The 21,704-nt window shown below is 59.0% G+C and carries 20 protein-coding genes; 13 read left to right on the top strand and 7 right to left on the bottom strand.

Going from position 1 to position 21,704, the window contains the following annotated elements; genetic code table 11:
- Nucleotides 1–8 precede the first annotated feature (8 nt).
- The gene (locus GKIL_RS14870) at nucleotides 9–731 is read left to right on the top strand and encodes an ROK family protein (RefSeq protein WP_041244830.1); all 723 of its coding nucleotides are present in this window, start codon (nucleotides 9–11) and stop codon (nucleotides 729–731) included.
- Between the two features lie 35 nt (nucleotides 732–766).
- Here the strand turns inward: GKIL_RS14870 and gloB are convergent, their stop codons facing one another.
- Nucleotides 767–1,534, bottom strand: a complete 768-nt coding sequence (gene gloB / locus GKIL_RS14875; RefSeq protein ID WP_023174537.1) for a hydroxyacylglutathione hydrolase — start codon at nucleotides 1,532–1,534, stop codon at nucleotides 767–769.
- 57 nt (nucleotides 1,535–1,591) lie between these two features.
- Here gloB and grxD point away from each other — a divergent pair, with 57 nt between their 5' ends.
- Nucleotides 1,592–1,927 carry a Grx4 family monothiol glutaredoxin gene (gene grxD / locus GKIL_RS14880; RefSeq protein ID WP_023174538.1) on the top strand — a complete coding sequence of 112 codons (336 nt, stop codon included), beginning with the start codon at nucleotides 1,592–1,594 and terminating at the stop codon, nucleotides 1,925–1,927.
- On the opposite strand, the gene GKIL_RS14885 is transcribed toward grxD, so the two are convergent.
- Complete coding sequence (locus tag GKIL_RS14885; protein ID WP_023174539.1) at nucleotides 1,920–2,204, bottom strand: BolA family protein; 285 nt, start codon at nucleotides 2,202–2,204, stop codon at nucleotides 1,920–1,922. The genes grxD and GKIL_RS14885 overlap by 8 nt on opposite strands.
- Before the next feature lie 286 nt (nucleotides 2,205–2,490).
- Here GKIL_RS14885 and GKIL_RS14890 point away from each other — a divergent pair, with 286 nt between their 5' ends.
- On the top strand, nucleotides 2,491–2,799 hold the full coding sequence (locus GKIL_RS14890) for a hypothetical protein (RefSeq protein ID WP_023174540.1): 309 nt from the start codon (nucleotides 2,491–2,493) through the stop codon (nucleotides 2,797–2,799).
- Here GKIL_RS14890 and GKIL_RS14895 read toward each other — a convergent pair.
- Nucleotides 2,780–5,371, bottom strand: coding sequence for a glycogen/starch/alpha-glucan phosphorylase (locus GKIL_RS14895; RefSeq protein WP_023174541.1), 2,592 nt, complete (start codon nucleotides 5,369–5,371; stop codon nucleotides 2,780–2,782). The genes GKIL_RS14890 and GKIL_RS14895 overlap by 20 nt on opposite strands.
- A gap of 172 nt (nucleotides 5,372–5,543) precedes the next feature.
- Between GKIL_RS14895 and GKIL_RS14900 the strand changes: the two genes are divergently transcribed.
- Nucleotides 5,544–7,682, top strand: a complete 2,139-nt coding sequence (locus tag GKIL_RS14900) for a sensor histidine kinase (protein ID WP_023174542.1) — start codon at nucleotides 5,544–5,546, stop codon at nucleotides 7,680–7,682.
- A 43-nt stretch (nucleotides 7,683–7,725) separates the two neighbouring features.
- Here the strand turns inward: GKIL_RS14900 and GKIL_RS14905 are convergent, their stop codons facing one another.
- The gene (locus GKIL_RS14905) at nucleotides 7,726–8,505 is read right to left on the bottom strand and encodes a Uma2 family endonuclease (RefSeq protein ID WP_023174543.1); all 780 of its coding nucleotides are present in this window, start codon (nucleotides 8,503–8,505) and stop codon (nucleotides 7,726–7,728) included.
- A 154-nt stretch (nucleotides 8,506–8,659) separates the two neighbouring features.
- Between GKIL_RS14905 and GKIL_RS14910 the strand changes: the two genes are divergently transcribed.
- From GKIL_RS14910 to GKIL_RS23710, 4 genes are all read left to right on the top strand, one after another.
- Nucleotides 8,660–10,342: a malectin gene (locus GKIL_RS14910; RefSeq protein WP_023174544.1), complete on the top strand. Its 1,683-nt coding sequence runs from the start codon at nucleotides 8,660–8,662 to the stop codon at nucleotides 10,340–10,342.
- Between the two features lie 179 nt (nucleotides 10,343–10,521).
- A complete protein-coding gene (locus GKIL_RS24245) occupies nucleotides 10,522–11,610 on the top strand; it encodes a glucosaminidase domain-containing protein (protein WP_023174546.1) in 1,089 nt (362 codons plus the stop codon).
- Between the two features lie 155 nt (nucleotides 11,611–11,765).
- Nucleotides 11,766–13,214 (top strand): gasdermin, encoded by a 1,449-nt coding sequence (locus tag GKIL_RS24875; RefSeq protein WP_023174547.1) that lies wholly within the window; start codon nucleotides 11,766–11,768, stop codon nucleotides 13,212–13,214.
- A gap of 41 nt (nucleotides 13,215–13,255) precedes the next feature.
- Nucleotides 13,256–14,707: a S8 family peptidase gene (locus tag GKIL_RS23710; protein WP_071824819.1), complete on the top strand. Its 1,452-nt coding sequence runs from the start codon at nucleotides 13,256–13,258 to the stop codon at nucleotides 14,705–14,707.
- On the opposite strand, the gene GKIL_RS14925 is transcribed toward GKIL_RS23710, so the two are convergent.
- The 3 genes from GKIL_RS14925 to GKIL_RS14935 all read right to left on the bottom strand — a co-directional run bounded on the left by GKIL_RS14925 (nucleotide 14,704) and on the right by GKIL_RS14935 (nucleotide 17,079).
- Nucleotides 14,704–15,042, bottom strand: a complete 339-nt coding sequence (locus GKIL_RS14925; RefSeq protein WP_023174550.1) for a hypothetical protein — start codon at nucleotides 15,040–15,042, stop codon at nucleotides 14,704–14,706. The two genes, GKIL_RS23710 and GKIL_RS14925, sit on opposite strands and share 4 nt — an antisense overlap.
- Before the next feature lie 73 nt (nucleotides 15,043–15,115).
- Nucleotides 15,116–16,549, bottom strand: a complete 1,434-nt coding sequence (gene tnpC / locus GKIL_RS14930) for an IS66 family transposase (RefSeq protein WP_023173055.1) — start codon at nucleotides 16,547–16,549, stop codon at nucleotides 15,116–15,118.
- Between the two features lie 188 nt (nucleotides 16,550–16,737).
- Nucleotides 16,738–17,079 carry a BON domain-containing protein gene (locus GKIL_RS14935; protein ID WP_023174551.1) on the bottom strand — a complete coding sequence of 114 codons (342 nt, stop codon included), beginning with the start codon at nucleotides 17,077–17,079 and terminating at the stop codon, nucleotides 16,738–16,740.
- Between the two features lie 233 nt (nucleotides 17,080–17,312).
- Between GKIL_RS14935 and GKIL_RS14940 the strand changes: the two genes are divergently transcribed.
- The 5 genes from GKIL_RS14940 to GKIL_RS14960 are packed head-to-tail and all read left to right on the top strand — an operon-like array spanning nucleotide 17,313 to nucleotide 21,693.
- A complete protein-coding gene (locus GKIL_RS14940) occupies nucleotides 17,313–18,914 on the top strand; it encodes an AAA family ATPase (RefSeq protein WP_023174552.1) in 1,602 nt (533 codons plus the stop codon).
- 23 nt (nucleotides 18,915–18,937) lie between these two features.
- Complete coding sequence (locus GKIL_RS14945; protein WP_023174553.1) at nucleotides 18,938–19,312, top strand: DUF1257 domain-containing protein; 375 nt, start codon at nucleotides 18,938–18,940, stop codon at nucleotides 19,310–19,312.
- Complete coding sequence (locus GKIL_RS14950; protein ID WP_023174554.1) at nucleotides 19,312–19,527, top strand: DUF2997 domain-containing protein; 216 nt, start codon at nucleotides 19,312–19,314, stop codon at nucleotides 19,525–19,527. Before GKIL_RS14945 ends, GKIL_RS14950 begins: the two co-directional genes overlap by 1 nt.
- A 25-nt stretch (nucleotides 19,528–19,552) precedes the next feature.
- Nucleotides 19,553–20,161 carry an XRE family transcriptional regulator gene (locus tag GKIL_RS14955; RefSeq protein WP_187293824.1) on the top strand — a complete coding sequence of 203 codons (609 nt, stop codon included), beginning with the start codon at nucleotides 19,553–19,555 and terminating at the stop codon, nucleotides 20,159–20,161.
- The gene (locus GKIL_RS14960; protein ID WP_023174556.1) at nucleotides 20,158–21,693 is read left to right on the top strand and encodes an Hsp70 family protein; all 1,536 of its coding nucleotides are present in this window, start codon (nucleotides 20,158–20,160) and stop codon (nucleotides 21,691–21,693) included. The genes GKIL_RS14955 and GKIL_RS14960 overlap by 4 nt, the downstream gene beginning before the upstream one ends.
- Nucleotides 21,694–21,704: the final 11 nt, after the last annotated feature.

Genomic DNA, 21,704 nt, shown 5'->3' on the forward strand with positions numbered 1-21,704 from the left:
CACCCGTGATTGCCGAGCAGAGTACATTTCCCCGGACCCTCGCCGTCGATATCGGTGGCAGCGGCATCAAGGCATTGGTGCTCGCTGCCGACGGCTCGCCGCTCACAGAGCGGGTGCGGGAGGCCACTCCCCGGCCCGCTCCCCCCGAAGCGGTCGTTGCCATTATTCAAAAACTGAGCAAAGCCCTCGGCCCCTTCGAGCGCGTCTCAGTGGGCTTTCCGGGCGTGGTGCGCAATGGCCGTACCCTCACCGCCCACCTGCACCCCGACTGGATCGGCTTCCAGTTCGATGCCGTCCTTGCCCAAACCCTCGGCAAGCCGGTGCGGGTGGCCAACGACGCCGACGTGCAGGGGCTGGGAACGATCGCGGGCCGGGGGGTCGAACTGGTGATCACCCTCGGTACTGGCCTGGGCTCCTCACTGTTTGCCGACGGCAGACTGTTTCCGAACCTCCAGCTTGCCCACCAGCCTTTTTTAGAAGGCAAGACCTACGAGCAGCACCTGGGCAACCCTGCTCTGCAGGTGAAGGGCAAAAAGAAATGGAACCAGGCGCTTGCCCTTGCCCTCACCAACTTTGAGGCGCTCTTTGGCTTTGATGCCTGCTACATCGGCGGCGGCAACGCCCTGTACGTCAAGCTGGACCTGCCGCCCCACATTCAGATCAGCTCGAACATCAATGGCCTTTTAGGCGGCATCGCCCTCTGGCGGGATTCAGTAGACGAAGCCAGGTAAGTGAGGTTTTGGGGGTTGGAAATCAGAAGGGGAGGTCAAAGGTAGAGGTAGCGGTCTTTAAGCGATCGTAGTTTCGCAAAGAGCGCCACCGGCGAATGCTGGCCCGTACAGCGCTGCAATTCGGGACTCTGCCAGCGCAGGAACGGATTGGTCGAAAGCTCCAGGCCGATCGTCGAGGGAATCGTCGCCTCTTCCCGCCGCCGCAGGTGTTCGACCGCTGCCAGGCGTTCGGCGAGGGCGGCGTTGCCCGGTTCGACGCTATGGGCAAAGCGCAGATTGCCCAGGGTGTACTCGTGGGCGCACCAGACGCGGGTCGATTCTGGCAAACTCGCAAGCCTGGCAAGCGAATGCTGCATCTGAGCAGCTGTGCCCTCGAAGAGGCGACCGCAGCCACCGGCAAACAGGGTATCGCCACAAAAAAGATCGCCGCTGCGCTCGAAATAGTAGGCGATGTGACCCAGGGTATGGCCAGGGACGAACAGGACACGCCCCGGCTCGCCTGCAAAGTGGACAGTATCGCCATCCGCCAGCTCGACATTCTGGCCGGGGATGCGGCCCCGGTCCTGGGCTGAGCCATAAATCTGCAGCTCAGGAAAGGCTTGTAGCAGTTCATGGTTGCCGCCCACGTGATCGCCGTGGTGGTGCGTATTAAAGATGGCCACCAGGCGCAACCCCCGCCGTTCAAGGGCGCGCAGCACCGGAGCCACTTCTGCAGGATCGACGACAGCGGCGGTGCCCGTGGCGGCATCGCTCAGCAAAAAAATATAGTTGTCCTTCAATGCCCGGATTCGTTCTACCTGCATCGGTCGTTCCTGCCGGCTGCGTTAAGATCAAGTATTGATGGCCAGGAGCGTTGAACCATGTCCCAGTCCGTTCAAGAAAAGATCGATTCTTTAGTCAAAAATAACAAAGTGCTCATCTTCATGAAGGGCACCCCCCAGTTTCCGCAGTGCGGCTTCTCAGCAGCCTCTGTCCAGATTCTCTCCTCCCTCGGCTATCCGTTCGAGGCAGTCAACGTGCTCGAAGATTTCGAGATCCGCCAGGGAGTCAAAGAATACGCCAACTGGCCGACGATTCCCCAGGTTTACGTCGATGGCGAATTTATCGGCGGCTGCGACATCTTGATCGAGATGCACAATCGCGGCGAATTGAAGCCGCTCGTCGAGCAGGCTTTCGCGGGCGAAGCGGTCAAGTAGACAACTGGCGCGAGCGCCACTGCTCGGGGGTGAGGGTGGTAAGGGCGAGCGCGTGGATGCTCAGGCCCATCTCGCCCGCGAGCGCCTCGTAAACCAGTCGGTGCTGCCGCAGCATCGAAAGTCCGGCAAAGCGCTCTGAGACGACCGTCACGTCGTAGTGGCCTCCCCCGTTTGACCCGGCGTGACCGGCGTGAAAGCGGGTGCGGTCCTCGACGCTGACGCAGCTGGCAGCGAGGCGCTCTTCGAGGACTTTTTTGATCTGTTCTGCTGTGATCATCTTTGTATTCTCTCGTAGCGGCCAGGTCGCTGTCGAATGGGGCTGCATCTGCATAAGCGAAGCTACAATGGGTCTAATCTCATCTAAAGTGTCTGGGCACCTGTTTGTAGCAGGACGTTTTTTCTGTATTACATAGTGCATCCTGGCGCTGTGGCGCTATTCACACTATCGAAATTTCTGGAGGCCGGCGGAAGCTTTTCTGGAAGCATTCAGAACGGTTGCAGGCAGGCTATCCAACTATCGCTTACCCGCTCATCTACCGAGTACGGTAGGGAGGATTCTTTCCATGCATTATTCTCATCGAGGCAGCCGCGATACGCTCAAGGCGATGGGCCTGCCGAGCAAGAATCTGCGCTGGGAGCAGCAGCGGCTCTACGTCATCGATCGCTGCAACAAGGTACACGTTGCCCAGATGTTTCCGAGCCTTTATCAGGAGTGCCTGCAGGAGGCGGCGATTCTGCTCAATCGGCTTGAACTGGAGCGCAAGCGGCTCATCCACCCGGATCAGTGGGGGCCGGGGCTGAGCAGCGAGAACGCCGATTTTCCGATTCTGGTGCGCCTGCTACGTCTGGGCTTTACTCTGCAGCGGGCCTGATCGCCGGGCTTTCTGGCTCGACTGGCACAGGCTCGCTCTGCCAGATGTTCCGGCTGTACTCGCGGATGCTGCGGTCCGACGAGAAGTAGCCCATGCGCGCCGAGTTGAGGATGGACATGGTGAGCCAGCGCTCGCGGTCGCGGAAAGCCTGGCTCACCTGCTCCTGGCAATCGATGTACGCCTGGTAGTCGGCGAAGACCAGATAGTCGTCGCGGTACAGCAGCGAGTCGAGCAGGGGGCGAAACAGGTTGGTGTCGCCCCCTGAAAAACCGCCTGCGCTGATCCGATCGACCACTTCGCGCAACTCGGCGTTGCTATCGTAGTAGTCTCTTGGGTTATAGCCCCGCGCCTTGAGATCGTAGACCTGCTGGGCGGTGAGGCCAAAAAGAAAAAAGTTGTCGGGGCCCACCTTTTCGCGGATCTCGATATTCGCACCGTCGAGGGTGCCGATCGTGAGCGCGCCGTTGAGGGCAAATTTCATGTTGCTGGTGCCGCTCGCCTCCTTACCGGCGGTCGATATCTGCTCGGAGAGGTCGCAGGCGGGATAGATGCGCTGGGCGAGGGAGACGTTGTAGTTGGCAAGAAAGACTACTTTTAGATGTCGGCTGACCTGCGGGTCGCTGTTGACCACCCTCGCCACCGAGTTGATGAACTTGATGATCAGCTTTGCCATCGCGTAGCCCGGTGCCGACTTGCCGCCAAAGATAAACGTGCGCGGCACAATCTCAAGATCCGGCTGGCGCTTGAGGCGGTTGTAGAGGGTGACGATAAAAAAGGCCAGCAGAAGCTGGCGCTTGTACTCGTGGAAGCGCTTGACCTGGATATCGAAGAGCGAATCGGGATCGACCTCGATCTGGTTAAACTGCAGGATGTATTCGGCCAGGTCGCGCTTGTTGTCGTCTTTGATCTGCTGCCAGGCGCTGCGAAAGGCCGGATCGGCGACAAGCGATTCGATGCGGCCAATCTGATCGAGGTCTTTGAGCCAGTCCTGGCCGATGCGCTCACTCAAGAGCAGCGCCAGCTTTGGGTTGCTGAGGAGCAAAAAGCGGCGGGGGGTGACGCCGTTGGTGACGTTGGTAAATTTTTCGGGCCAGAGGGCGTAAAAGTCGGCGAGCACGTCTTTTTTGAGCAGTTCGGTGTGCAGTTGGGCGACACCGTTGATCGCGTGGCTGCCGACGCAGGCAAGGTTGGCCATGCGCACCTGCTTTTGGGAACCTTCTTGAATGAGCGAGAGGCGGGCTATGCGGCCCTCGTCTTCGGGAAAGCGCTCGCGCACCTCGTCTAAAAAGCGGCGGTTGATCTCGTAGATGATCTCCAGATGGCGCGGCAACAGATTGCCAAACAGCGCCACCGGCCAGCGCTCCAGCGCCTCGGACAGCAGCGTGTGGTTGGTGTAGGCAAAGACGCGCCGGGTGATCTGCCAGGCTTTGTCCCAGCCCACCAGGTACTCGTCTACCAGAAGGCGCATCAGCTCGGCGATGCCGATGGAGGGGTGGGTGTCGTTGATCTGCAGGGTGACTTTGTCGGCAAAGCTCTCGAAGTCGGAGTGGTACGAGAGGTAGCGCCGGATGATGTCCTGCAGCGAACAACTGACGAAGAAGTACTGCTGTTCGAGGCGCAACTCCCGGCCCTGGTAGGTGTTGTCGTTGGGATAGAGCACCTTGGTGATGTTCTCGGAGTAGGTCTTGTCGGCCACCGCCCGCGCAAAATCGCCGGAGTCGAAGACCTGGAAGTTAAAGTCCTCGGTGGCCCGCGCGCTCCAGAGGCGCAGGGTGTTGACGGTGTCGTTGCGGTAGCCCGGCACCGGGTAATCGTAGGGGGTGCCCAGCACCGAGCGATCGTTGACCCAGCTCACCCGGTACTGGCCTGCCGGGTCGATGTAGCCCTCGGTGTGACCGCCAAATTTGACTTCGACTAAGTACTCCGGCCTCGGGATCTCCCAGGGGTTGCCGTAGCGCAACCAGCGATCCGGCTGTTCGACCTGCCAGCCGTCGCGGATGCTCTGGGCAAAGATGCCAAATTCGTAGCGGATGCCGTAGCCGATGGCCGGGATCTCAAGGGAGGCGAGCGAATCCATGAAGCAGGCGGCCAATCTACCCAGACCGCCGTTGCCCAGTCCCGGCTCGATCTCCTGCTCCATCAGATCGCGCAGGTCGAGGTTCATTTCTTTTAAGAACGCGCGGGCCTGCTCGTAAAGCCCGACGTTGATGAGCGCGTTGCCGAGTTGCCGCCCGAGCAGGTACTCCGCCGAGAGGTAGCAGACCGAGCGCACATCTTGTTGCAGATAGACCTCCTGGGTATGCAGCCAGCGCTGCAACAGCCGGTCGCGCACGGTGTAGGAGAGGGCCATGTAGAGGTCGTAGGGCGTGGCCAACTGCAGATCCTTGCCCTGAATGTAGTAGAGGTTGTCGAGAAATGCCCGCCGCAGGGTCTCGACATTCATGCCGGTGCGGTCGTCCTCGATCTGCACGGCGGCTTCCGAGGTGCGGTGGGGGTGCTTCTGATAATCGGTGGGCAGGGCGGCGTGCTGGGTGGCACGCTTGCGCCAGACGGACTGGTAGTCGCTGCTCATCGTCGTCCCCTCCATAAATGTCGTCTGCAATACGAACCGCTCGGCCTCTATCGCTGAGTAAAACACAAATTTTCCGGTGCGTTTATGGGCGGGCGCAGATGATCCTGGACGCCCAAAAAACCATCTTGGTACCGTCTCGGCTAGCCTGTAGGGCAGAATCCGGCTCCTGGTCATGGTCACGCGGCTGCGCACCCAGTATCTGTTCTTCTTTGCCCTGGCGGCGGTGGTGCCGGTGCTGGTACTGGGGATTGTCGAATTTTCGCTCCTCCAGCGCGATGTGCCGGAGCGCGAACAGCGGGTGCTCGATGAAAACCAGCGGCTGGCGGACCTGCTCGCCGCCAACCTGCGCTACCAGCTCAATCTTGTCCTCGACCCGGTGCAGCGGGCGGCAGGCTCAAGCGCTGCACCGACGAGCCGGCCCACCGGCGGCACACTTTCGCAGTGGATGAGCACGACGCCCCTTTTTCGCCATCTGTTGCTGGTCGAGCGCCGCCGGGTGGTGGCCAGTGCCCGTTCGACCCTCTGGCTGGGCCGCCTGTTGCCTCCTGCTGCTCTACCTGGGCCTGGCAACCGGCCCGCTGCTGTTTTTTATTCGCCGATGTTTCCTTCGCTCTACGACGGGGCACCGCTCGCGGCGGTGGTGGTTGCTTTTCCCGATTTCTCCCGGTCGGCCTTAGTCGGCCTGCTCGATCTGAACGTGCTCGACAGCCAGCTGCAGGTCCAGGCCACTCCCACCCGCCGGGTGGCCATCGTCGATCAGACCGCCCAGGCGCTGGCCTTCGCTGCCCAACCCCGAACGGTACCCATCGGCGCAGACTTGAGCCGCCTCGCCCCAGTCAAAGCCGTACTCCGGGGCCATCGCGGAACGCTGCGCTTACCAGAAAGCGGGGACCTGGCGGCCTTCAGCCCGGTGAGCGGCACCAGCTGGGGGGTAGTCGTCAACAGCGCGGCCTCCGAAGCCCTGGTCGGCCCCTTCGCCAACAACCTGCCGGGCTTTGGGGCGGGCCTCGGCCTCACCGCCCTCGCAGCTGTCGGCTTCGCCTACTGGCTGAGCGAGCGGATCAGCCGCCCCCTGCAGCAGTTGAGCGAGCGGATGCAGGGGCTGGCGCTCGGCAATTCCCTCGATCCGCCCCCTACGTTGCTGGCCCCGGCAACGGCCCTGGAGGTGCAGGTATTGATCGACTCGTTTCGGACGATGCGCCAGCGCATCGGCAGCGAAGCTGCCGCCAACCGCCGGCTCGTCGCCAACCTGAGCGCTGAGAAGGGCAAGCTGGAGCTGATTATCGAGTCGATCACCGAAGGGGTACTGGTCTACGAGGAGTCAGGCCAGGTGATCACCGCCAACAGCGCCCTCTGGACACAGCTCGACAGCGCACCGGCCACCCTCACCGACTGGCGGGCTCTGCCCCTGCGCGACGCCCTCGGTGAGACTCTGCCGAGCGAGCGGAGCGTCCTGGCCCGCGCCGTCCGCCTCGGTAGCCCCGAGAGCGCCCTCTACCGGCTCGCCCGCCCCGGTTCGCCCCTGCGCATCCTCCAGATTGCCGCCGCACCTTTGCGCATCCCAGAAGGCAGCATCATTGGCGGTGTCGCGATCGTGCGCGATGTCACCGCCCAAAAAGAAAGCGAAAGACTGCGCGAAGATTTTGTCGCCACCCTCACCCACGACCTGCGCACGCCGCTTCTGGCTGCCGTCCAGACCCTTGGCTTTACCCTCGAAGGCCAGTACGGCCCCCTGAGCGACGGCCAGCAGCAGATCTTGCTCGCCGTGATCGAGAGCCACCGCGAGCTTCTGGGCCTGGTCGAAAGTTTGCTCACTATCTACCGCTACGAGGCAGGCCGGATGCGCCTGCGCAAGGAACCGACCGATCTTGTCGCCCTCACCGCCAGTTGCCTGGAAGAGGTGGGCACCCTCGCCACTGCCCGCAAACTCAGCCTCAGCCTCGATGCCCCGAACCATCTGCCTCCCGTCCCCTGCGATCGCCAGCAGTTGCGCCGGGTAATCATCAATCTTGTAGACAACGCCCTCAAGTTCACCCCCACCGGTGGCCGGGTCGAGGTGCGCCTTCTGTGTCAGGATGCCGGCGTGCAACTGAGCGTCCGCGACACGGGCCGGGGCATCGCCCCCGAAAAGCAGGCGGCTCTCTTCGTGCGCTTTGCCCAGGCCGACAGCTACAGCACCGGCACCGGCCTCGGCCTGTACTTGTGCCGCCAGGTGATCGAGGCCCACGGCGGACGCATCTGGGTGGAAAGCGAGCCAGGACTGGGTAGTACCTTCGCCTTCGACCTGCCCCTCAATAGCCCTTCTGGCTGATCAGGATTCGAGCTACCAGAAGCTTTGTGAGCATGTTGATATTTCAAAGGGCATCTGGATCGACGCCCAGGGCTCTCAACCTTGCTGCTAAATTGGCGGCTCGTTGCTCGGCTTGCTGAGCGCGTTGTTCAGCCTGTCGGGCAAGTCGTTCGGCTTGCTCAGCCCGCTGGCGCTCTTGCTCCACATCGGTAGAAATCCATTCACCCCGCGCATCGTACCAGCGCAACCACAGGCGCTCCACCCCAGCAAATTTTCCCTGCCACAGCCCCAGACCAATCCCCAACGTTCCGATCCAGAGGCGGTCATCGGACAGTTCCCGGTACTGCTCGCCTTCCAGCCGAAACAGCCTATAGCTATTTGCCTCGCGGTTAAAGAGCACGTAGTACGGCACCCGCAAAATGCTCTCGTACACTTCCCACTTCGAGGGCGGCTGCCGGTCTCGCAGTGTCTCCCCCTGGTCTTCTTCAAGGGTGCCAGGCGAGAGCAATTCGACCACTACGATCGGGGCACGTCCCTCGCGCCACAGTACGTAGCTGAGCCTGCCGGCATCGACGAGGCGCGGCACCCCGACCACCGCAAACCAGTCGGGCCGCTTGTAGTAGCTGGTGTTGAGCGAGTCGTAGTAGAGGTTGAGGTCGGTGGCACAGAAGACCTGCTCGGGCGGGTAAGTAGTGGGCCGAAAAGTCTGGCTGAGCAGCTGCGGTTGCCAGTGATGAAACTCGTCAGGCAAGCCAGGCTCCTCGGGATTTTCGCTCGGTAGATCGTACATCGAGGGCAAAGGCGGGAGCGGCGAGGGGGTGAAAACTGGCTTATAGACAGTCATCGGACACCTGTTTGAAGATTTTGTGTTTTTCGCCCGTTCCCTCACTTTAGCCCCGTCTGTCCCGGTCATTCGCCCTCGCCAACCTTTAGACTAAAAAACGCGATACCTGCTCCCCATCCTTCGTTCACACACCTTCGTCGTTCAGGGGGACAATATGCGATTTTCTTTGCGCGGGGCGCTCTGCGTCCTGATGCTGGTCTTTGTGTTCTTTTGCGCATCTGCCTATGCTGCGCCTACGACTTTCAACATCAACTGCGGCGGAGTGCCCTATCAGAACAAGAGTTCTGACGGTCAGACCTGGCACTGGAGCGGCGACGTTGACTACAGCGGCGGCACGACCTACGAGAATGCTGTGCCGATTGCAAACACGGCGAACCCGTACCTCTATCAGACCGAGCGCTACGGCAGCAGCTTCAGCTACAACGTTCCGCTGCCGGACGGGACGTACACGCTCTCGCTCAAATTTGCCGAGACCTACTTTACCCAGCCAGGTCAGCGCAAGTTCAACGTGACAGCCGAGGGTCAGACGCTTTTGAGCAACTTCGACATCCTGGCAGCGGCGGGGGCGAATACGGCGATTACGAAGAGCTTCACCGTAAAAGTCACGGGCGGCAGCCTGAATATCGGCTTTAGCGGCGTGGTCCAGAACGCCAAGATCGACGCGATTGCGATTAGCGGCGGTCCGAGCGCTCCCACTTCCGAGCCGGGGGAGTTCAGTGCTTACCTGACGCCCTATCCGGCTATGCCGACCGCGAGCAGCCTCACCACGCAGCAGATCTTCGAGAACACCCTGAGCAGTGCGGCTCCGGTTTCCACCAGCGACGCTGAACTGCGCCAGGCGATCATCGCCATGTACCAGTCAGTGGGCATCGATCTGTCTTTGTCCTCTGACAAGCTGGCGGCCCTCGAACCGGTGGATTATTCCCTCGCCACGCCTCAGCCGCTGAGTGGCAGCTACCAGCAGCCTCTCAGTAGCGACGCGCCCTTCTATCACAAGATCCCGGCGAACAGCCCCAAAGTCGCCCTGCCGCCAGGTTACCTGAGCACGCTCCAGTACGATCTGATCGACCAGGCGAACGGCGGCGACGGCATCGGCGTCGGGGTGACAGCCCCAGTAGATGGCAGCGCCTACTCCCAGACCGTGGCGAGCGTTAACTATCCCAGCAGTACCTATACGCTCACGACGATGCCGGGGGCCTTGAATTACCTGGCAAAGCCAGGAGATTACGACGGGCACCTGGTCTTCATCGATCCGGTGGCCCAAAAATCACTTTCTTGCTACCACACGACCAGCGGCAATGCCCAGGGCAAAGCTGCCGACTACGCCTGTCTTTATACGCCCGGCGCTTTTCGCCTGCCTTTTTTGGGCGACAGGGGAGGCACGAACGCCGCTCAGATCTTTGAGCTGGGCTACACCGTCCGTCCAGGTGAAGTGACCGATGCGAGCAAGCCCATTCCCCACGCCCTGGGGGGCCCTTTCAGACGCACCTGGAAGGCGATCGTCTACCCGGCCCGCGCCACCGACGCAGACGCCAATACCAGCCCCAATGCCAACGGCCTCATTCCCTACGGTGGGCTGGTGCAACTCGATCCCGCCCTGAATTTGAAAGCGCAGTACCCGGATCTCCCGCTCCCTGCCTTTCGCATCCTGGAGGCGATGCAGAACTACGGGCTCTATCTGGTCGATGGCGGCGCTTACAGCGACTTCAATATCCATACCGCTGCCAGCGGAAACGAACTGGCTCCCTACGGCAGCGTCCAGGCGATCGAAGCGCAGATCGACTCGGTTCTCGCTCAGCAAAAGCTCTACGTCGTGCCGCCCCTTGTAAAGCGCTGAACGCCCTCTGTGAGCCGGTTCTCTTCTGTCACAAATACAGGAGCCGAAACGCTCTACTGCCCTTGAGGAGGACCGGGCAGACAGAAATAAAAGTTAATAGTGAAAATTGGCTGATGCATTGCATAACTTGCACTTCTCGCAACTAATACTCATCACAACAACAGAACTGGCGAGTGACGATGGTAAAGATTCACGTTTACCTACCGGACGATCGACGGCAGGTAGGAAGGCTGCAATTAGTTGACGATAATGATGAGATAATTACGGGACCATTCCCTGTGCTTGGTAAGGCAGATAATCAGGCGGCAGCAGCAAATGGCAATCCGTCACGAGATCCGCTACGGAAAAATGGGGATACACCCCTGGGAACTTACCGAGTATCCGAAGTGCGGCCCACAGATAATGAACATTATCCTAACCACTCCTACGGTCCATACGGTTTTCTGCCCTTGATTGCTGTGAGCGGCCAAGCGTTGCACGCTGCACAAAACGGACGGGCAGGTTTGGGAATTCATGCAGGCGATCCCGGAACTGGTGGAAAATTGAGACCTACTTATGGCTGTCTTCGGCTTTTCAACGATAACCAAAAACAGCTTGTTGCTGCTCTAAAAAATGAAGGTTTGCCATGCGAGTGCATAGTTGAATCCACATCGAAGCCATCTTCAATAACCTTTTTACTTGAGAGTGAAGTTTATAGCGTTGGAGAAGACGATGGAGATGTGCCGAGCGAACCTGCAGAGGCTGTTGCTGCAATTGCAGCTTTAGAAGCATTCAGCTTTATACGTTCTCCATTTAGCATCGACGCGCCGCTCAAAAAGAATAATTCGCGCTTGACTCCGCAACTCTTTGATAGATATCTTGACTCGAGAGAGCGGACACTTCTTTCTGGGCTTGGTGTCTACGCTATTGATGCTCAGAGCAAGTACGGGATCAATGCGACATACATTGTCGCTCATGCCATTGTAGAAACTGGCTGGGGTACGTCCAGAATCTGCATAGAAAAGAACAACTTGTTTGGCTGGGGCGCATTTGACGGCACGCCCTACCAAAGTTCCAAGGGCTTTCCAAGTCGGGAGATATGCGTCGATTTTGTGATGGGCAAAATCAACAGCCTGTACCTGGATCCCGCTGGTCGATACTACAGGGGTGCAGTACTTGGTAATAAGGACCATGGGATGAATGTTTACTATGCGTCCGACCCGAACTGGGGAAGAACAATCGCAGCAGTGGCTGAGAGAATTGAGAGATTTCTCGATTCACAAACTTGAGAAAGCGTTCAGGTAGCAAATTAGGCCAGTTGAATTATCCGTTAGCGAATCGATATGCGAAGTAAGTCCTCCATTGCTCGAGGCAATCTATCGAATCCAGCCCTGGTGGTGCATTTCAAGGTCAATGTTCTTCTCAACTTAACGAGGTCTTCGGTATGTGCAAAGACGGCTCCGTGAATTTTCTCCAATCAGTTGGCTACAATGTAATTCGCTATCCTAGCGAAAAGTTTAAACCACTTCAAGTTCTTGTTCGAGTTCCTAATCGCAATCGGGTTATTGAACTAATTGGGCCAGTAACAGACCTTATCTCTGCTGGCCCTACAGCACCTGAGCCCAAAGAGTTAGATGGTGCTGATGTGAGTGGGAAGCAATCAGATAAATTTGAACTCAGCTTTGGTCTTGGGATACTGAGAGATCTACTCAAGACTTTAGGAGTAGGAGCGATAAATCTGAGCACAGCTTTCTCAAACTCAAAAGAGATTCAATTCGTCTACCAAAATGTCAAGCTAGACTCACTCATGACTACTAGTGCCGCCAGCTACTTAAAAGCCTGCAAACCAGACGTAAGCAGCGAGCTGTTCGATCAAATGGATGAAGAGGGAGAAGCCTATTGCATCATCGAAACGTTAAAGTCCAATAGCTTCTCGGTCAGAGCTTTTCGTGATAATGGGTTCAGCGCAAGCATTGATCTGAGCGTCCTTCAGGAAGCTTTAGCTTTCACTCCTGGCATTAGCATTTCCGGCAACGATGAGCTTGTTACCTTCTATAAAGGTGATAGTAATCTCGTCTTTGGATTCAAAGCTATCCCATTTTGGGTTGCCATTGACTCTGCTGGCTTGCCATACTTCAAGATCGAGTACTCCTCGGCTCCTACCTCAGATGTGCTTGAGGGTATTCAAACTGATCGTGGTAACCAGAGCGAGCAACTGCTACTCGATACCGTAGTATTGAGCGAAGATCTACTGCTTGTAAAGCTAGACAACGGCCTGGATCGACCTACACTGAGAGAAATGGCCCTGCCTCCAGCATCTACCCTTATATCTTCTGCAGCCTCTCCTTTTGGAAGTGCTGAGTCTACTAGGACTTCTGCTGAGGGCGTTTTTGACGATCTACACCAAGATCCGGATGACTCTGAGCAAAAGTCTACTCCTATAGTTGGAGTTGAGGTTGAGGCTGTGCGTCCCTGGCGAGTTGCTAAGTGCCTTGAAGTTCTGCGAGGGCAGATCAACTCAAAATTTCCTAGACGTGACAAAGATAGCGATGGTTGTATCGGTGATGCCAGCCATCAAACACGTAATTCAGATCACAACCCTTGGGTAGTTGATGGGGGTATAGGTGTAGTAACTGCCTGTGATGTCACTCACGATCCCGCCCATGGCTGCAATGCCGGAACAATTGTACAAGCACTTTGGCAAAGTCGTGACCCGCGTATTAAATACATTATCTGGAATAGACGAATTGCTAACTCTTCACCAATTGGTGGGGTTGAAGCATGGACCTGGAGATCCTACACCGGCTCCAATCCTCACACTGAGCACTTTCATCTCTCTGTTAAGTCCGAAAAAGACAGATACGACTCGACGACGTTATGGTCGATTACCTGATGTGACTTTTTTAAGTTTGCCTATGTTGTTATGGAGGAGGAATGATGGAATCGGAAGCACTGGCAAAAGCTCGCATGGTTGTTCATAATCGTTACGGTGCTGATTTAGAGAGCAAGGCAAGTGATGCTTTCTGTATTGTGCATGGTCTGCCAACTGTAGCCACTGAGGCTTTTTTTGAGTCGGCTGTGGCGAGTACAGCAAGTATACCCTTAGAAGCGCCAGCGGCAGTGATCGAATTCGCCCATAGTTCTGAGGTCGTTGCCGAACGCTCACAAGCAACTGATGCTATACGCAACAGCCCTACCTGGGACCAAATCAAAGAAACAATAGCCGAACTTAATCAGTTCGAGGAACTGCCTCTGCGAGCAACACAGTTGCTGCGCGACAGGAGCATTCGTTCGAGCAGGGAGAACTTCTACAGAACGATTGGAGTGATGCGCGGGGCGATCGAGCGTGGAGCACGCGCCTTCATCCAGCCCGGTACATCAAGCCTGAACACATATGCCTCGGCACGTACAAGCGAAGTGTGCTGGTTAAATCGCACCATTCTTACCTGGGCCGACCTGCGAGTTCTGTCGGAACTCGCTTCGGATCGCAGCATTGAACAACTTGACCTACCCCGGCAGCTAACTGCCGAGGTGAGCATACCTGGATTGCCTTCAAAGGCACCTGAATTTCGTCTGTCGTCTGGACGAACCGGTAAAGGAATTATCGTTGCTGTTATTGATTCGGAAGTTGCTCTTCAGCATCCCGCTCTCGTCGGTCGTGTGATTCAAAAACGCAATTATTCGCGCGAACCCTGGGGAAATCCCGATGCTCATGGAACAACTGTTGCAGGAATTATTGCCGCTCAATCAGATCAATACGACGGAATCGCGCCAAATGCAACAATTTACAATTACAAGGTTCTTGCGACCAATCGCTTCTCAAATGGGAACGATTTTTATGGCAATCTTGCCATTCAATCTGCTCTGGAGGACGGAGCCCATATTGCGAATTGTTCTTGGGGTGCTGGACCGATTAGCGACGGCCGATCTCGCGAGGCCAGAGCTTGTAACGCTGCGTGGCAATATGGACTTACCATAGTCAAGAGTGCTGGAAATAATGGTCCTACTGCAGGCAGTTTAACCTCTCCAGCGGATGCGGAAGGAATTATTGTTGTTGGAGCTACTGACGAAACAGGTGTTACTGTTCAGGATTACAGTAGTCGTGGTCCGCTCAAGAATGGTGAGCATCGTCCGCATCTAGTGGCAGTAGGTGGAACCACTCTGCGCGGAGTCGATGGTTGTACTGTAGGTGGAGACTTCGGAGATTGCGGGTATGGAACCAGTTTTGCTGCTCCCTATATAACTGGTCTGATTGCGCTTCTACTAGAAGGCGAACCAGACCTAGAACCCGACCAATTACGCACTAAATTGTTACATTTGTGTAATCCATTAAGAGCACACAGCTTAGATGTTGACGGAGAAGGATTTCCGCTTCTGCCACTTTAGGGTGACAGCCGATCGACATTGATGGCATGTGGCAAATCGAGAAACTCTACTCTGTCAAAGCTGGCCAAATTTTTAATTGTATGTGCTGGGACACGCGCCAGAATTGTGTGATTAAGCCAGGCAGTTGATGTCACTTCTCCTCCCGACCGCCGGATGGTTTCTTCAATAGGGTCAACTATTTTCTGGAAAGCTTCACGCGACTGTGCGATCCGATCGCTTCTCGAGATGCCTTCTACTTTGGGCTCATGCACCTTCAACTCCAAAACCAGGTCGAGCATTGCTGAACTATCAGCTTGCTCCAGCCACGCCTCCAACTCAGCTGCAATCTTTTGCATAACCGACGAACCTCATCTCTATCAGCTGCAATCTATACAAACATAGTAGCCTTTTTACTACGAATGTAACTGTTCAGGTGCTGGTTTCCGGGATCAGTGACGGTTGAGCAAAACCCCCATGATAGGTTGCCTGCAACGCTCGCACGAAAAACTCCATCGCCGAGCGGCCCTGCCGCCGACACGATTGGATCACACTCAACAAGTCCGCCGTCTGGGCATACCCTGCCTGCGACCGGCTTCCTCCCGACACTTTGCGCCGGGTCACAGCCAAGCGTAAGTTCCGCTCCGACAGATTGTTGTCCGGACGCACCGCCGGATTCGACAAAAACTGCCACCACTGCCCAGCGCGCTCCTGCAACGAGCGCAGCAGTTTGCTCCCTGCATAGGCTGCTTTCGGTTGCCAGGTGCGGATCGCCTGCTCCACCCGCACCCGAAACTGCTGCCCCCAACTTTGCCAACTCGCGCTGTCCCCGTCCTGCTGCCACTGCCGGTAGCGCTTGAACGCTTCGTCAATCAGCTCAATGAAGACCGCGCCGATGCCTGCTGGCTCGGCTGGATGGAGGGCGAGTTTTTTGAAATGCCGCCGCAGATGGGCCAGACACTTTTGCTGCGCCTGCACCTGATAGCCGTTGTAGGCACTGAAGTCATCACTGACGAGGGTGCCACAAAAGCGCTCGCCCAACCGACCACGCAGTTCCAAACGCGAGCGCGTCTGCCCGGCATGAAATAGACTCAGCCGCTCGCTGCCAAAGTGCCACAACCACTCTTTACACCCAGCCACCGGCCAGGGCGTCTCATCCACATACACCACCGCCTCAGTGGCCAGATGCTGCCAGGCCGCCTGCACACTGGCAGCGACCGCCAGGGCCGTGCGCTCCTTGACTGCCGCCAGCGTCCCCACCGCAGGCCGCCAGCCGCACAAGCTCTCGACGAATTCGGCTTGTTTGTCCAGACTGAGATGGCCGTAGTGGCCCAACCAACTCAGCACCGCCATGAGCGTGGCATCCAGCTCAAAGTGACCGACCAGACGGCTGGGCCACTTTGGGGTGTGGGTGCTCCGGCAGTGCGTACAGCATCCAGTCGGGCGGCGAAACTCGACGATTTCGAGAGGCCGCTCGGCAAAACAGGCCACCTGCCGCGCTTCGACGCTCAGGGTCTGCCACTGCCTCCCGCCGCACTGGGGACACTCCCCCAGCGAGACCGCTTCCAAACGGTCTGGGGTGCCGAAGCCTTTGCGGGTTTTGCCCTGATGGCCGGGCTGAGCACCCGGTTTTCTTTTCGGAACCTTGGGTTCTCCTTCGGGCTTGGGTTTGGGTGATTCGGGCTTTGTGAGGAGGTCTGCGGAGGGGGGACGGCTTGAGGTGGTGCTGTCGGTGGCCAGACGGGTTTGCAACTGTTCAACGATGCCCCCCAGGCGGGTAATGTACTCCAGCAACAAGTCAATCGCCTGCGGCTGGGGCATCTGCAATAACTCGTCACGGCTGGGCAGGGGTGGTAACGCACTCATACCGAAAGCGTACAGTCTGTTATCGCTCCGTCAAGACCAGCACGTGAATGCTTACCTACGAATAGCCGTGGCAGAACAGAAGTTGCAGCAGCCGTGCCTCGTACTGAACTGCCACGGATTCTGGATCTTAGAAAAGAAAAAGCATTTCTCGCTTTCTCCTCTCAATTGGGTTGAAGGTGCTTGAAAGCCTAACCCACTGTTACCTGGTTGGTCTCGACGGCGGTTGCGCCGTTGACGCCTCTGGCTACCGCCACCAGCTTGGTGAGGATGGCCTGGTTGGGCACTTTGCCCTTCAAGACGACCGTGCTGCCGGTCTGGGCAACGTAGATCGTGTCGATATCATCTACCTCTGGATCGTTGTCGAAGGCAAGCGCAACGCGCTTGGCAAGTCCACTCTGGTCGTACTCACCGTGCAGGCCGACCCGCTCGGGCGCGACCGTCTCACCGGAGGGGGTGGTGGGAGCCTGAGCCGGGGCAGCGGCGGCCTGGGGCGGTTTTTCAAGACCAAATAGACGCTGTAGCCATCCCATATCGTCTGAGTCCATGCGAAACGACTTTTCCCCAGCATATTAACCGTGCGGGACCGAAAAACGTCCCCAAAGACAGATGTTGTAATCTCACGATCCCACTCTTCAATAAACTTTTATCAGGTGGGATGTATACAGCGCGACATCACGGGCGCAATCCTCTCTGGGGGCACCGGTGAGCAGGACAGTCTCCGATTCCGCCATACTTGGTATGGAAAAAGGACAAGGAAGAAGCGGTGGTCGATTCTCAACTGACAGCCGGTGAGGGCGAGGGTATCGTCGCCCAGTTGCATCTGCTCGTCCGGGCCCGTGCAGCACTCATCTACATCGTCTCGCCCGAAGAAGGACCGGTGGAGGCGGCCCTCGAACAGGTGGCGGCCCTCGATCGGCCATCGCGCCGCATCCGCCGCTGGGATGTGGTGGCAGGCTGGGAGGACACAGGCCAGGCAAAGGGAGCAGCGATTCAGGCGCTCGAGCAGGTGCGCGCCGCCGCCGATGAGCCGGTGCTCTTTTTAATCAGAGACCTGCACCCGGCGCTCAGCAATCCCCTGGCCGCTCAAAATTATCCGGTGGTGCGCGCCCTCAAAAAACTGGCGATCGATCTTAAAGACAAGCGCAAGACGGTGATCTTGCTCAGCCATACGGTGGCGGTGCCCGCCGAGCTGCGCGAGGAGATGGTCGTCGTCGATTTTCCGCTGCCCACTGCCGCTGAAATTCGCCGCCTTTTGCGCACGAGCGTGCCCGCCGAGCAGTACCAGATTCAAGATCTGGCCGAGGAGCAACTGGTGCGTGCCTGCCAGGGTCTTTCGCGCACCCGCATCCGCCGGGTACTGGCCCGTGCCCTCGCCGCCAACGAGCGCGTGAGCGAGGGTGACATCGACCTGGTGCTCGAAGAAAAAAAACAGTACGTCCGGCAGACGGAGGTGCTCGAATTTTATCCGGCCCGCGACTCACTCAAAAGCGTCGGCGGCCTCGAAAACCTCAAAAGCTGGGTGCGCGAGCGGCGGGGCAGCTTCAGCGAAGGGGCGCGGCGCTACGGCCTGCCCAACCCAAAAGGCGTGCTCCTGGTGGGCATCCAGGGCACCGGCAAATCCCTTTCGGCCCGCACGATCGCCTGCGAGTGGCGGATGCCACTGCTCAGGCTCGACGCCGGTCGCCTCTTCGGCGGGCTGGTCGGGGAATCGGAAAGCCGGGTGCGCCAGATGATTCAGATTGCCGAGGCGATGAGCCCCTGCGTGCTCTGGATCGACGAAGTGGACAAAGCTTTTGGCGGCGTCGATGCCAGTGCTTCGGGCGATTCGGGCACCAGCAAGCGCGTCTTCGGCTCGCTCATCACCTGGATGCAGGAGAAGACCACCCCGGTCTTTATCGTCGCCACCGCCAACAACGTCGAAGTTCTGCCTGCGGAATTTTTGCGCAAGGGCCGCTTCGATGAGATTTTCTTTCTCAACCTGCCCAACTTGAGCGAGCGCCAGGCGATCTTTCAAGTCCACCTCCAGCGCCTCCGGCCCCAGCGGCTGCGCGAGTTCGATCTCAAAGCCCTCGCCGCCCACACCCAGAACTTCAGCGGCGCTGAGATCGAGCAGGTGATCGTCGATGCGATGCACCTCGCTTTTAATAGCCGCCCTGGCCGCGAATTCTCGATGGAAGATATATTCCATAGTGTCGAGCAAACGGTGCCGCTCGCCTCGATCGCCCGCCAGCAGATCGCCCGGCTCAAGCGCTGGGCTGCCCAGTCGGGAGCCCGCACCGCCTCGATCGACACCGAACTCAGCCAAGAGATCCAGGCGATCGCCGCCCGCCACGGCCTCGACTCCGTCGAGATCGATGATCCTTAAAAAGCGTAACGATGAGGCGCTCCATGTCCCACTTCACCACCGTCCGTCTGCAACTAAAAAACCGGGCCGTCCTGCGGACCACCCTCGAACAGCTCGGCCACACCGTAAGCGAGAACGCCCCGGTGCGCGGCTACCGGGGCAACAGCACCCGCGCCGACCTGGTCGTCCACCGCCAGAACGGCTACGACATCGGCTTTTATCAAAAGGGCGAGGCTCTTGAGATGGTTGCCGACTTCTGGGGTGTGGGGCTCACAGCCGAACAGTTCCTCGCCCCCGTCCAGCAGCGCTATGCCCACAATCTGCTGTTGGCCACCGCCGCCGAGCAGGGCTTTAGCGTCGAGAGCGAAGAAGTGAGCGGTACCGGTGAGTTGCGGGTCGTGCTCGGGAGGTGGGCGTGATGGCCGAGTACCAGCGCATCGAATTTGTCATCGGCAAAGATGGCCGGATCACCGAGCAGGTGAGCGGCGCTGTCGGCTCCCACTGCACCGAGATCACCGCCGCCCTCGAAAATGCCCTGGGCCGGGTAGAAAAGCAGGAGCTGACCAGCGAGTACGACGGAGCCGCCCAGGTGAGCGAATCGTTGCCGCACCGCCTCGACCAGGGGAATGCCTAGCCACGACGCACTCTTGCGCAGCTACATGCAGTCTGTCGGTATCGAGAGCTGGCGGCAGCTGGCCCGGCGGTGCGGCGTATCCGCTCGGGCCGTGCAGCTGGTGCGCCGGGGAGAAGCAGACCAGTTGCGGACGAGGGCGGCCCAGCAACTGGCAGCCGGTCTGGCGGTGGATCTGCCCACGTTTTTAGGTGATTTTGGCAGGCTGGATCTGCCCCGGTCCCCCCGCGACCGCGACGCTCTCTGGGCGGAGTGCCGGCGGCTCCAACAGCAGCTCGACGAACAAAAAGCGCTACTTACCGCCCAGTTTCGCACCCAGACCGCCGGGCAGCTCCTTGCCCTGCTGGTGCAGGCTCCCACCCTGCGCGAGGCCGCCCTCAAAAATCCCGCCCTGAAGGCGGCAAGTTTTGTGCATCTGCTCGCTCCCCTCGAAAGCCTGATGGCCGACTGGGGCTACCGGACCATCGGGGCGGTCTGGCAGCCCGTATCCTTCGACCCCGACCTCCACCAGCCCGACAGCGAGAAGATCGTGCCGGGTGAGGCGGTCTACGTTCGCTTCGTGGGCTACCGGAGCGACGACGGTGCTGTGCTCTGCAAGGCAAAAGTGAGCCGCACGCTGCCGGGAGGGAGTCCATGAGCACCGTCGCCATCGACTTCGGCACCTCCAACACCGTCGTCTGCATCGAAAATCAGGTCAAAAAAACCGCCGAGACCCTCGTCTTTCCCTTCAGCTTGAGCTACCAGGGCGGCCCGGCGCTGGTGCCCTCGCTCATCTACGTCGAAGCCGGAGGTTCGGTTTGCATCGGCAGGGACGCCGCCCAAAAAAGCAACCGCACCCGTTTATTTCAGGGCTTCAAGCGCGAGCTGTCCCAAGAATTTACCCCTTCGCCGCGCTGGATCGACAATGTCGAGTACGGCCCGGAGACGGTGGCAGAACTCTTTCTGCGCGAACTCATCGCCGCTATCGGGCAACAGCAGATCGTCCCCAGCCAGCTCATCGCCAGTGCGCCGGTGGGCGCTTACGAGCGTTACTTGCGCTGGCTTCGCGAAGTGTGCGTCCGCTTCAAGCTGCCGGAGCCGGTGGTGGTCGATGAACCGACGGCGGCGGCTCTGGGCTACGCGATCGATGAACCGGGAGCCCTGGTGCTCGTCATCGATCTGGGGGGCGGCACGCTGGATCTGGCGCTGGTGCGGACGAGCAAGTTGCGCCCAGGGGAGCGCGCCTACCGGGCGGAGGTGCTGGCCAAGTCCGACCGGCCCTGGGGCTGCGGCGGGGTCGATATCGACCAGTGGATCGCTGAAGATTACCTGACCCGCCGGGGATTCAGCCGCGCCCAGGTAGAAACGTCAGCCTGGCAGAATCTGCTCCTGGTGGCCGAAGCGGTCAAAATTCGCCTTTCGACCCACCGCGAGGCCCGCGAGAGCTGGCTCGACGAGGAGAGCTTCGAGACCTTCGAGGTCCACCTCGACCGCGAGCGCTTCGAGGCGATTCTCGAACACAACCTGTTGTTGGAGCGGCTGCGCGAGGCGATCGACGAAGTGCTCGATCAAGCCTACGGCAAGGGCATCGCCAAAAAAGCGATCCAGCACGTGCTGCTGGTAGGCGGCACGAGCTTGATCCCGGCTGTCCAGAAACTCGTCACAGGCTACTTTGGCCGCGAGCGGGTGCATTTTGGCAGGCCCTTCGAGGCCGTCGCCCACGGCGCGCTCAGTCTGGCCCACTACAGCAGCCTCGACGACCTCCTGCGCCACACCTACGCGCTGCGCCACTGGAACCCCTATGCCCGCCACTACGAGTACCTGCCCATCTTTGCCAGCGGCACCTCCTACCCGGCCACTGCCGAGCCGGTCCTCCTGCAGGCCAACGCCAGCGGCCAGCAGGAGGTGAGCCTGGTGGTGGGAGAACTGAGCAGCGAGGCGACCACCGAAGTCTACGAGGATGCCGCCGGGATGCTGCGCACCCGCGCCGGGAGTGCTGACAGCAGTTTTCGGCCCCTGGGCAAACGCAATCAGGTGAACTTCGTTCTCGATCCGCCCGGCACCGCCGGGGTGGACCGCCTCGAAGTACTCTTCACCGTCGATCAGGCCCGCACCCTGCGCGCCACCGTCCGCGACCTTTCGACCGACGCCCTCTTAGTCGATGCCCAGCCGGTGGGCCGATTGAGCTGATGGGCGCAAAG

The sequence above is a fragment of the Gloeobacter kilaueensis JS1 genome, from assembly GCF_000484535.1.
Taxonomy (GTDB): domain Bacteria; phylum Cyanobacteriota; class Cyanobacteriia; order Gloeobacterales; family Gloeobacteraceae; genus Gloeobacter; species Gloeobacter kilaueensis.

Bases quoted from the DNA above. Each gene is read 5' to 3' on its own strand.
- GKIL_RS14900 (WP_023174542.1), top strand. From the start codon at position 5,544: ATGGTCACGCGGCTGCGCACCCAGTATCTGTTCTTCTTTGCCCTGGCG.
- GKIL_RS14905 (WP_023174543.1), bottom strand. From the start codon at position 8,505: ATGACTGTCTATAAGCCAGTTTTCACCCCCTCGCCGCTCCCGCCTTTG.
- GKIL_RS14925 (WP_023174550.1), bottom strand. From the start codon at position 15,042: ATGCAAAAGATTGCAGCTGAGTTGGAGGCGTGGCTGGAGCAAGCTGAT.
- gloB (WP_023174537.1), bottom strand. From the start codon at position 1,534: ATGCAGGTAGAACGAATCCGGGCATTGAAGGACAACTATATTTTTTTG.
- GKIL_RS14885 (WP_023174539.1), bottom strand. From the start codon at position 2,204: ATGATCACAGCAGAACAGATCAAAAAAGTCCTCGAAGAGCGCCTCGCT.
- GKIL_RS14910 (WP_023174544.1), top strand. From the start codon at position 8,660: ATGCGATTTTCTTTGCGCGGGGCGCTCTGCGTCCTGATGCTGGTCTTT.
- GKIL_RS23710 (WP_071824819.1), top strand. From the start codon at position 13,256: ATGATGGAATCGGAAGCACTGGCAAAAGCTCGCATGGTTGTTCATAAT.
- GKIL_RS14945 (WP_023174553.1), top strand. From the start codon at position 18,938: ATGTCCCACTTCACCACCGTCCGTCTGCAACTAAAAAACCGGGCCGTC.
- GKIL_RS24245 (WP_023174546.1), top strand. From the start codon at position 10,522: ATGGTAAAGATTCACGTTTACCTACCGGACGATCGACGGCAGGTAGGA.
- GKIL_RS14960 (WP_023174556.1), top strand. From the start codon at position 20,158: ATGAGCACCGTCGCCATCGACTTCGGCACCTCCAACACCGTCGTCTGC.
- GKIL_RS14955 (WP_187293824.1), top strand. From the start codon at position 19,553: ATGCAGTCTGTCGGTATCGAGAGCTGGCGGCAGCTGGCCCGGCGGTGC.
- grxD (WP_023174538.1), top strand. From the start codon at position 1,592: ATGTCCCAGTCCGTTCAAGAAAAGATCGATTCTTTAGTCAAAAATAAC.
- GKIL_RS14890 (WP_023174540.1), top strand. From the start codon at position 2,491: ATGCATTATTCTCATCGAGGCAGCCGCGATACGCTCAAGGCGATGGGC.
- tnpC (WP_023173055.1), bottom strand. From the start codon at position 16,549: ATGAGTGCGTTACCACCCCTGCCCAGCCGTGACGAGTTATTGCAGATG.
- GKIL_RS14950 (WP_023174554.1), top strand. From the start codon at position 19,312: ATGGCCGAGTACCAGCGCATCGAATTTGTCATCGGCAAAGATGGCCGG.
- GKIL_RS14935 (WP_023174551.1), bottom strand. From the start codon at position 17,079: ATGGGATGGCTACAGCGTCTATTTGGTCTTGAAAAACCGCCCCAGGCC.
- GKIL_RS24875 (WP_023174547.1), top strand. From the start codon at position 11,766: ATGTGCAAAGACGGCTCCGTGAATTTTCTCCAATCAGTTGGCTACAAT.
- GKIL_RS14895 (WP_023174541.1), bottom strand. From the start codon at position 5,371: ATGAGCAGCGACTACCAGTCCGTCTGGCGCAAGCGTGCCACCCAGCAC.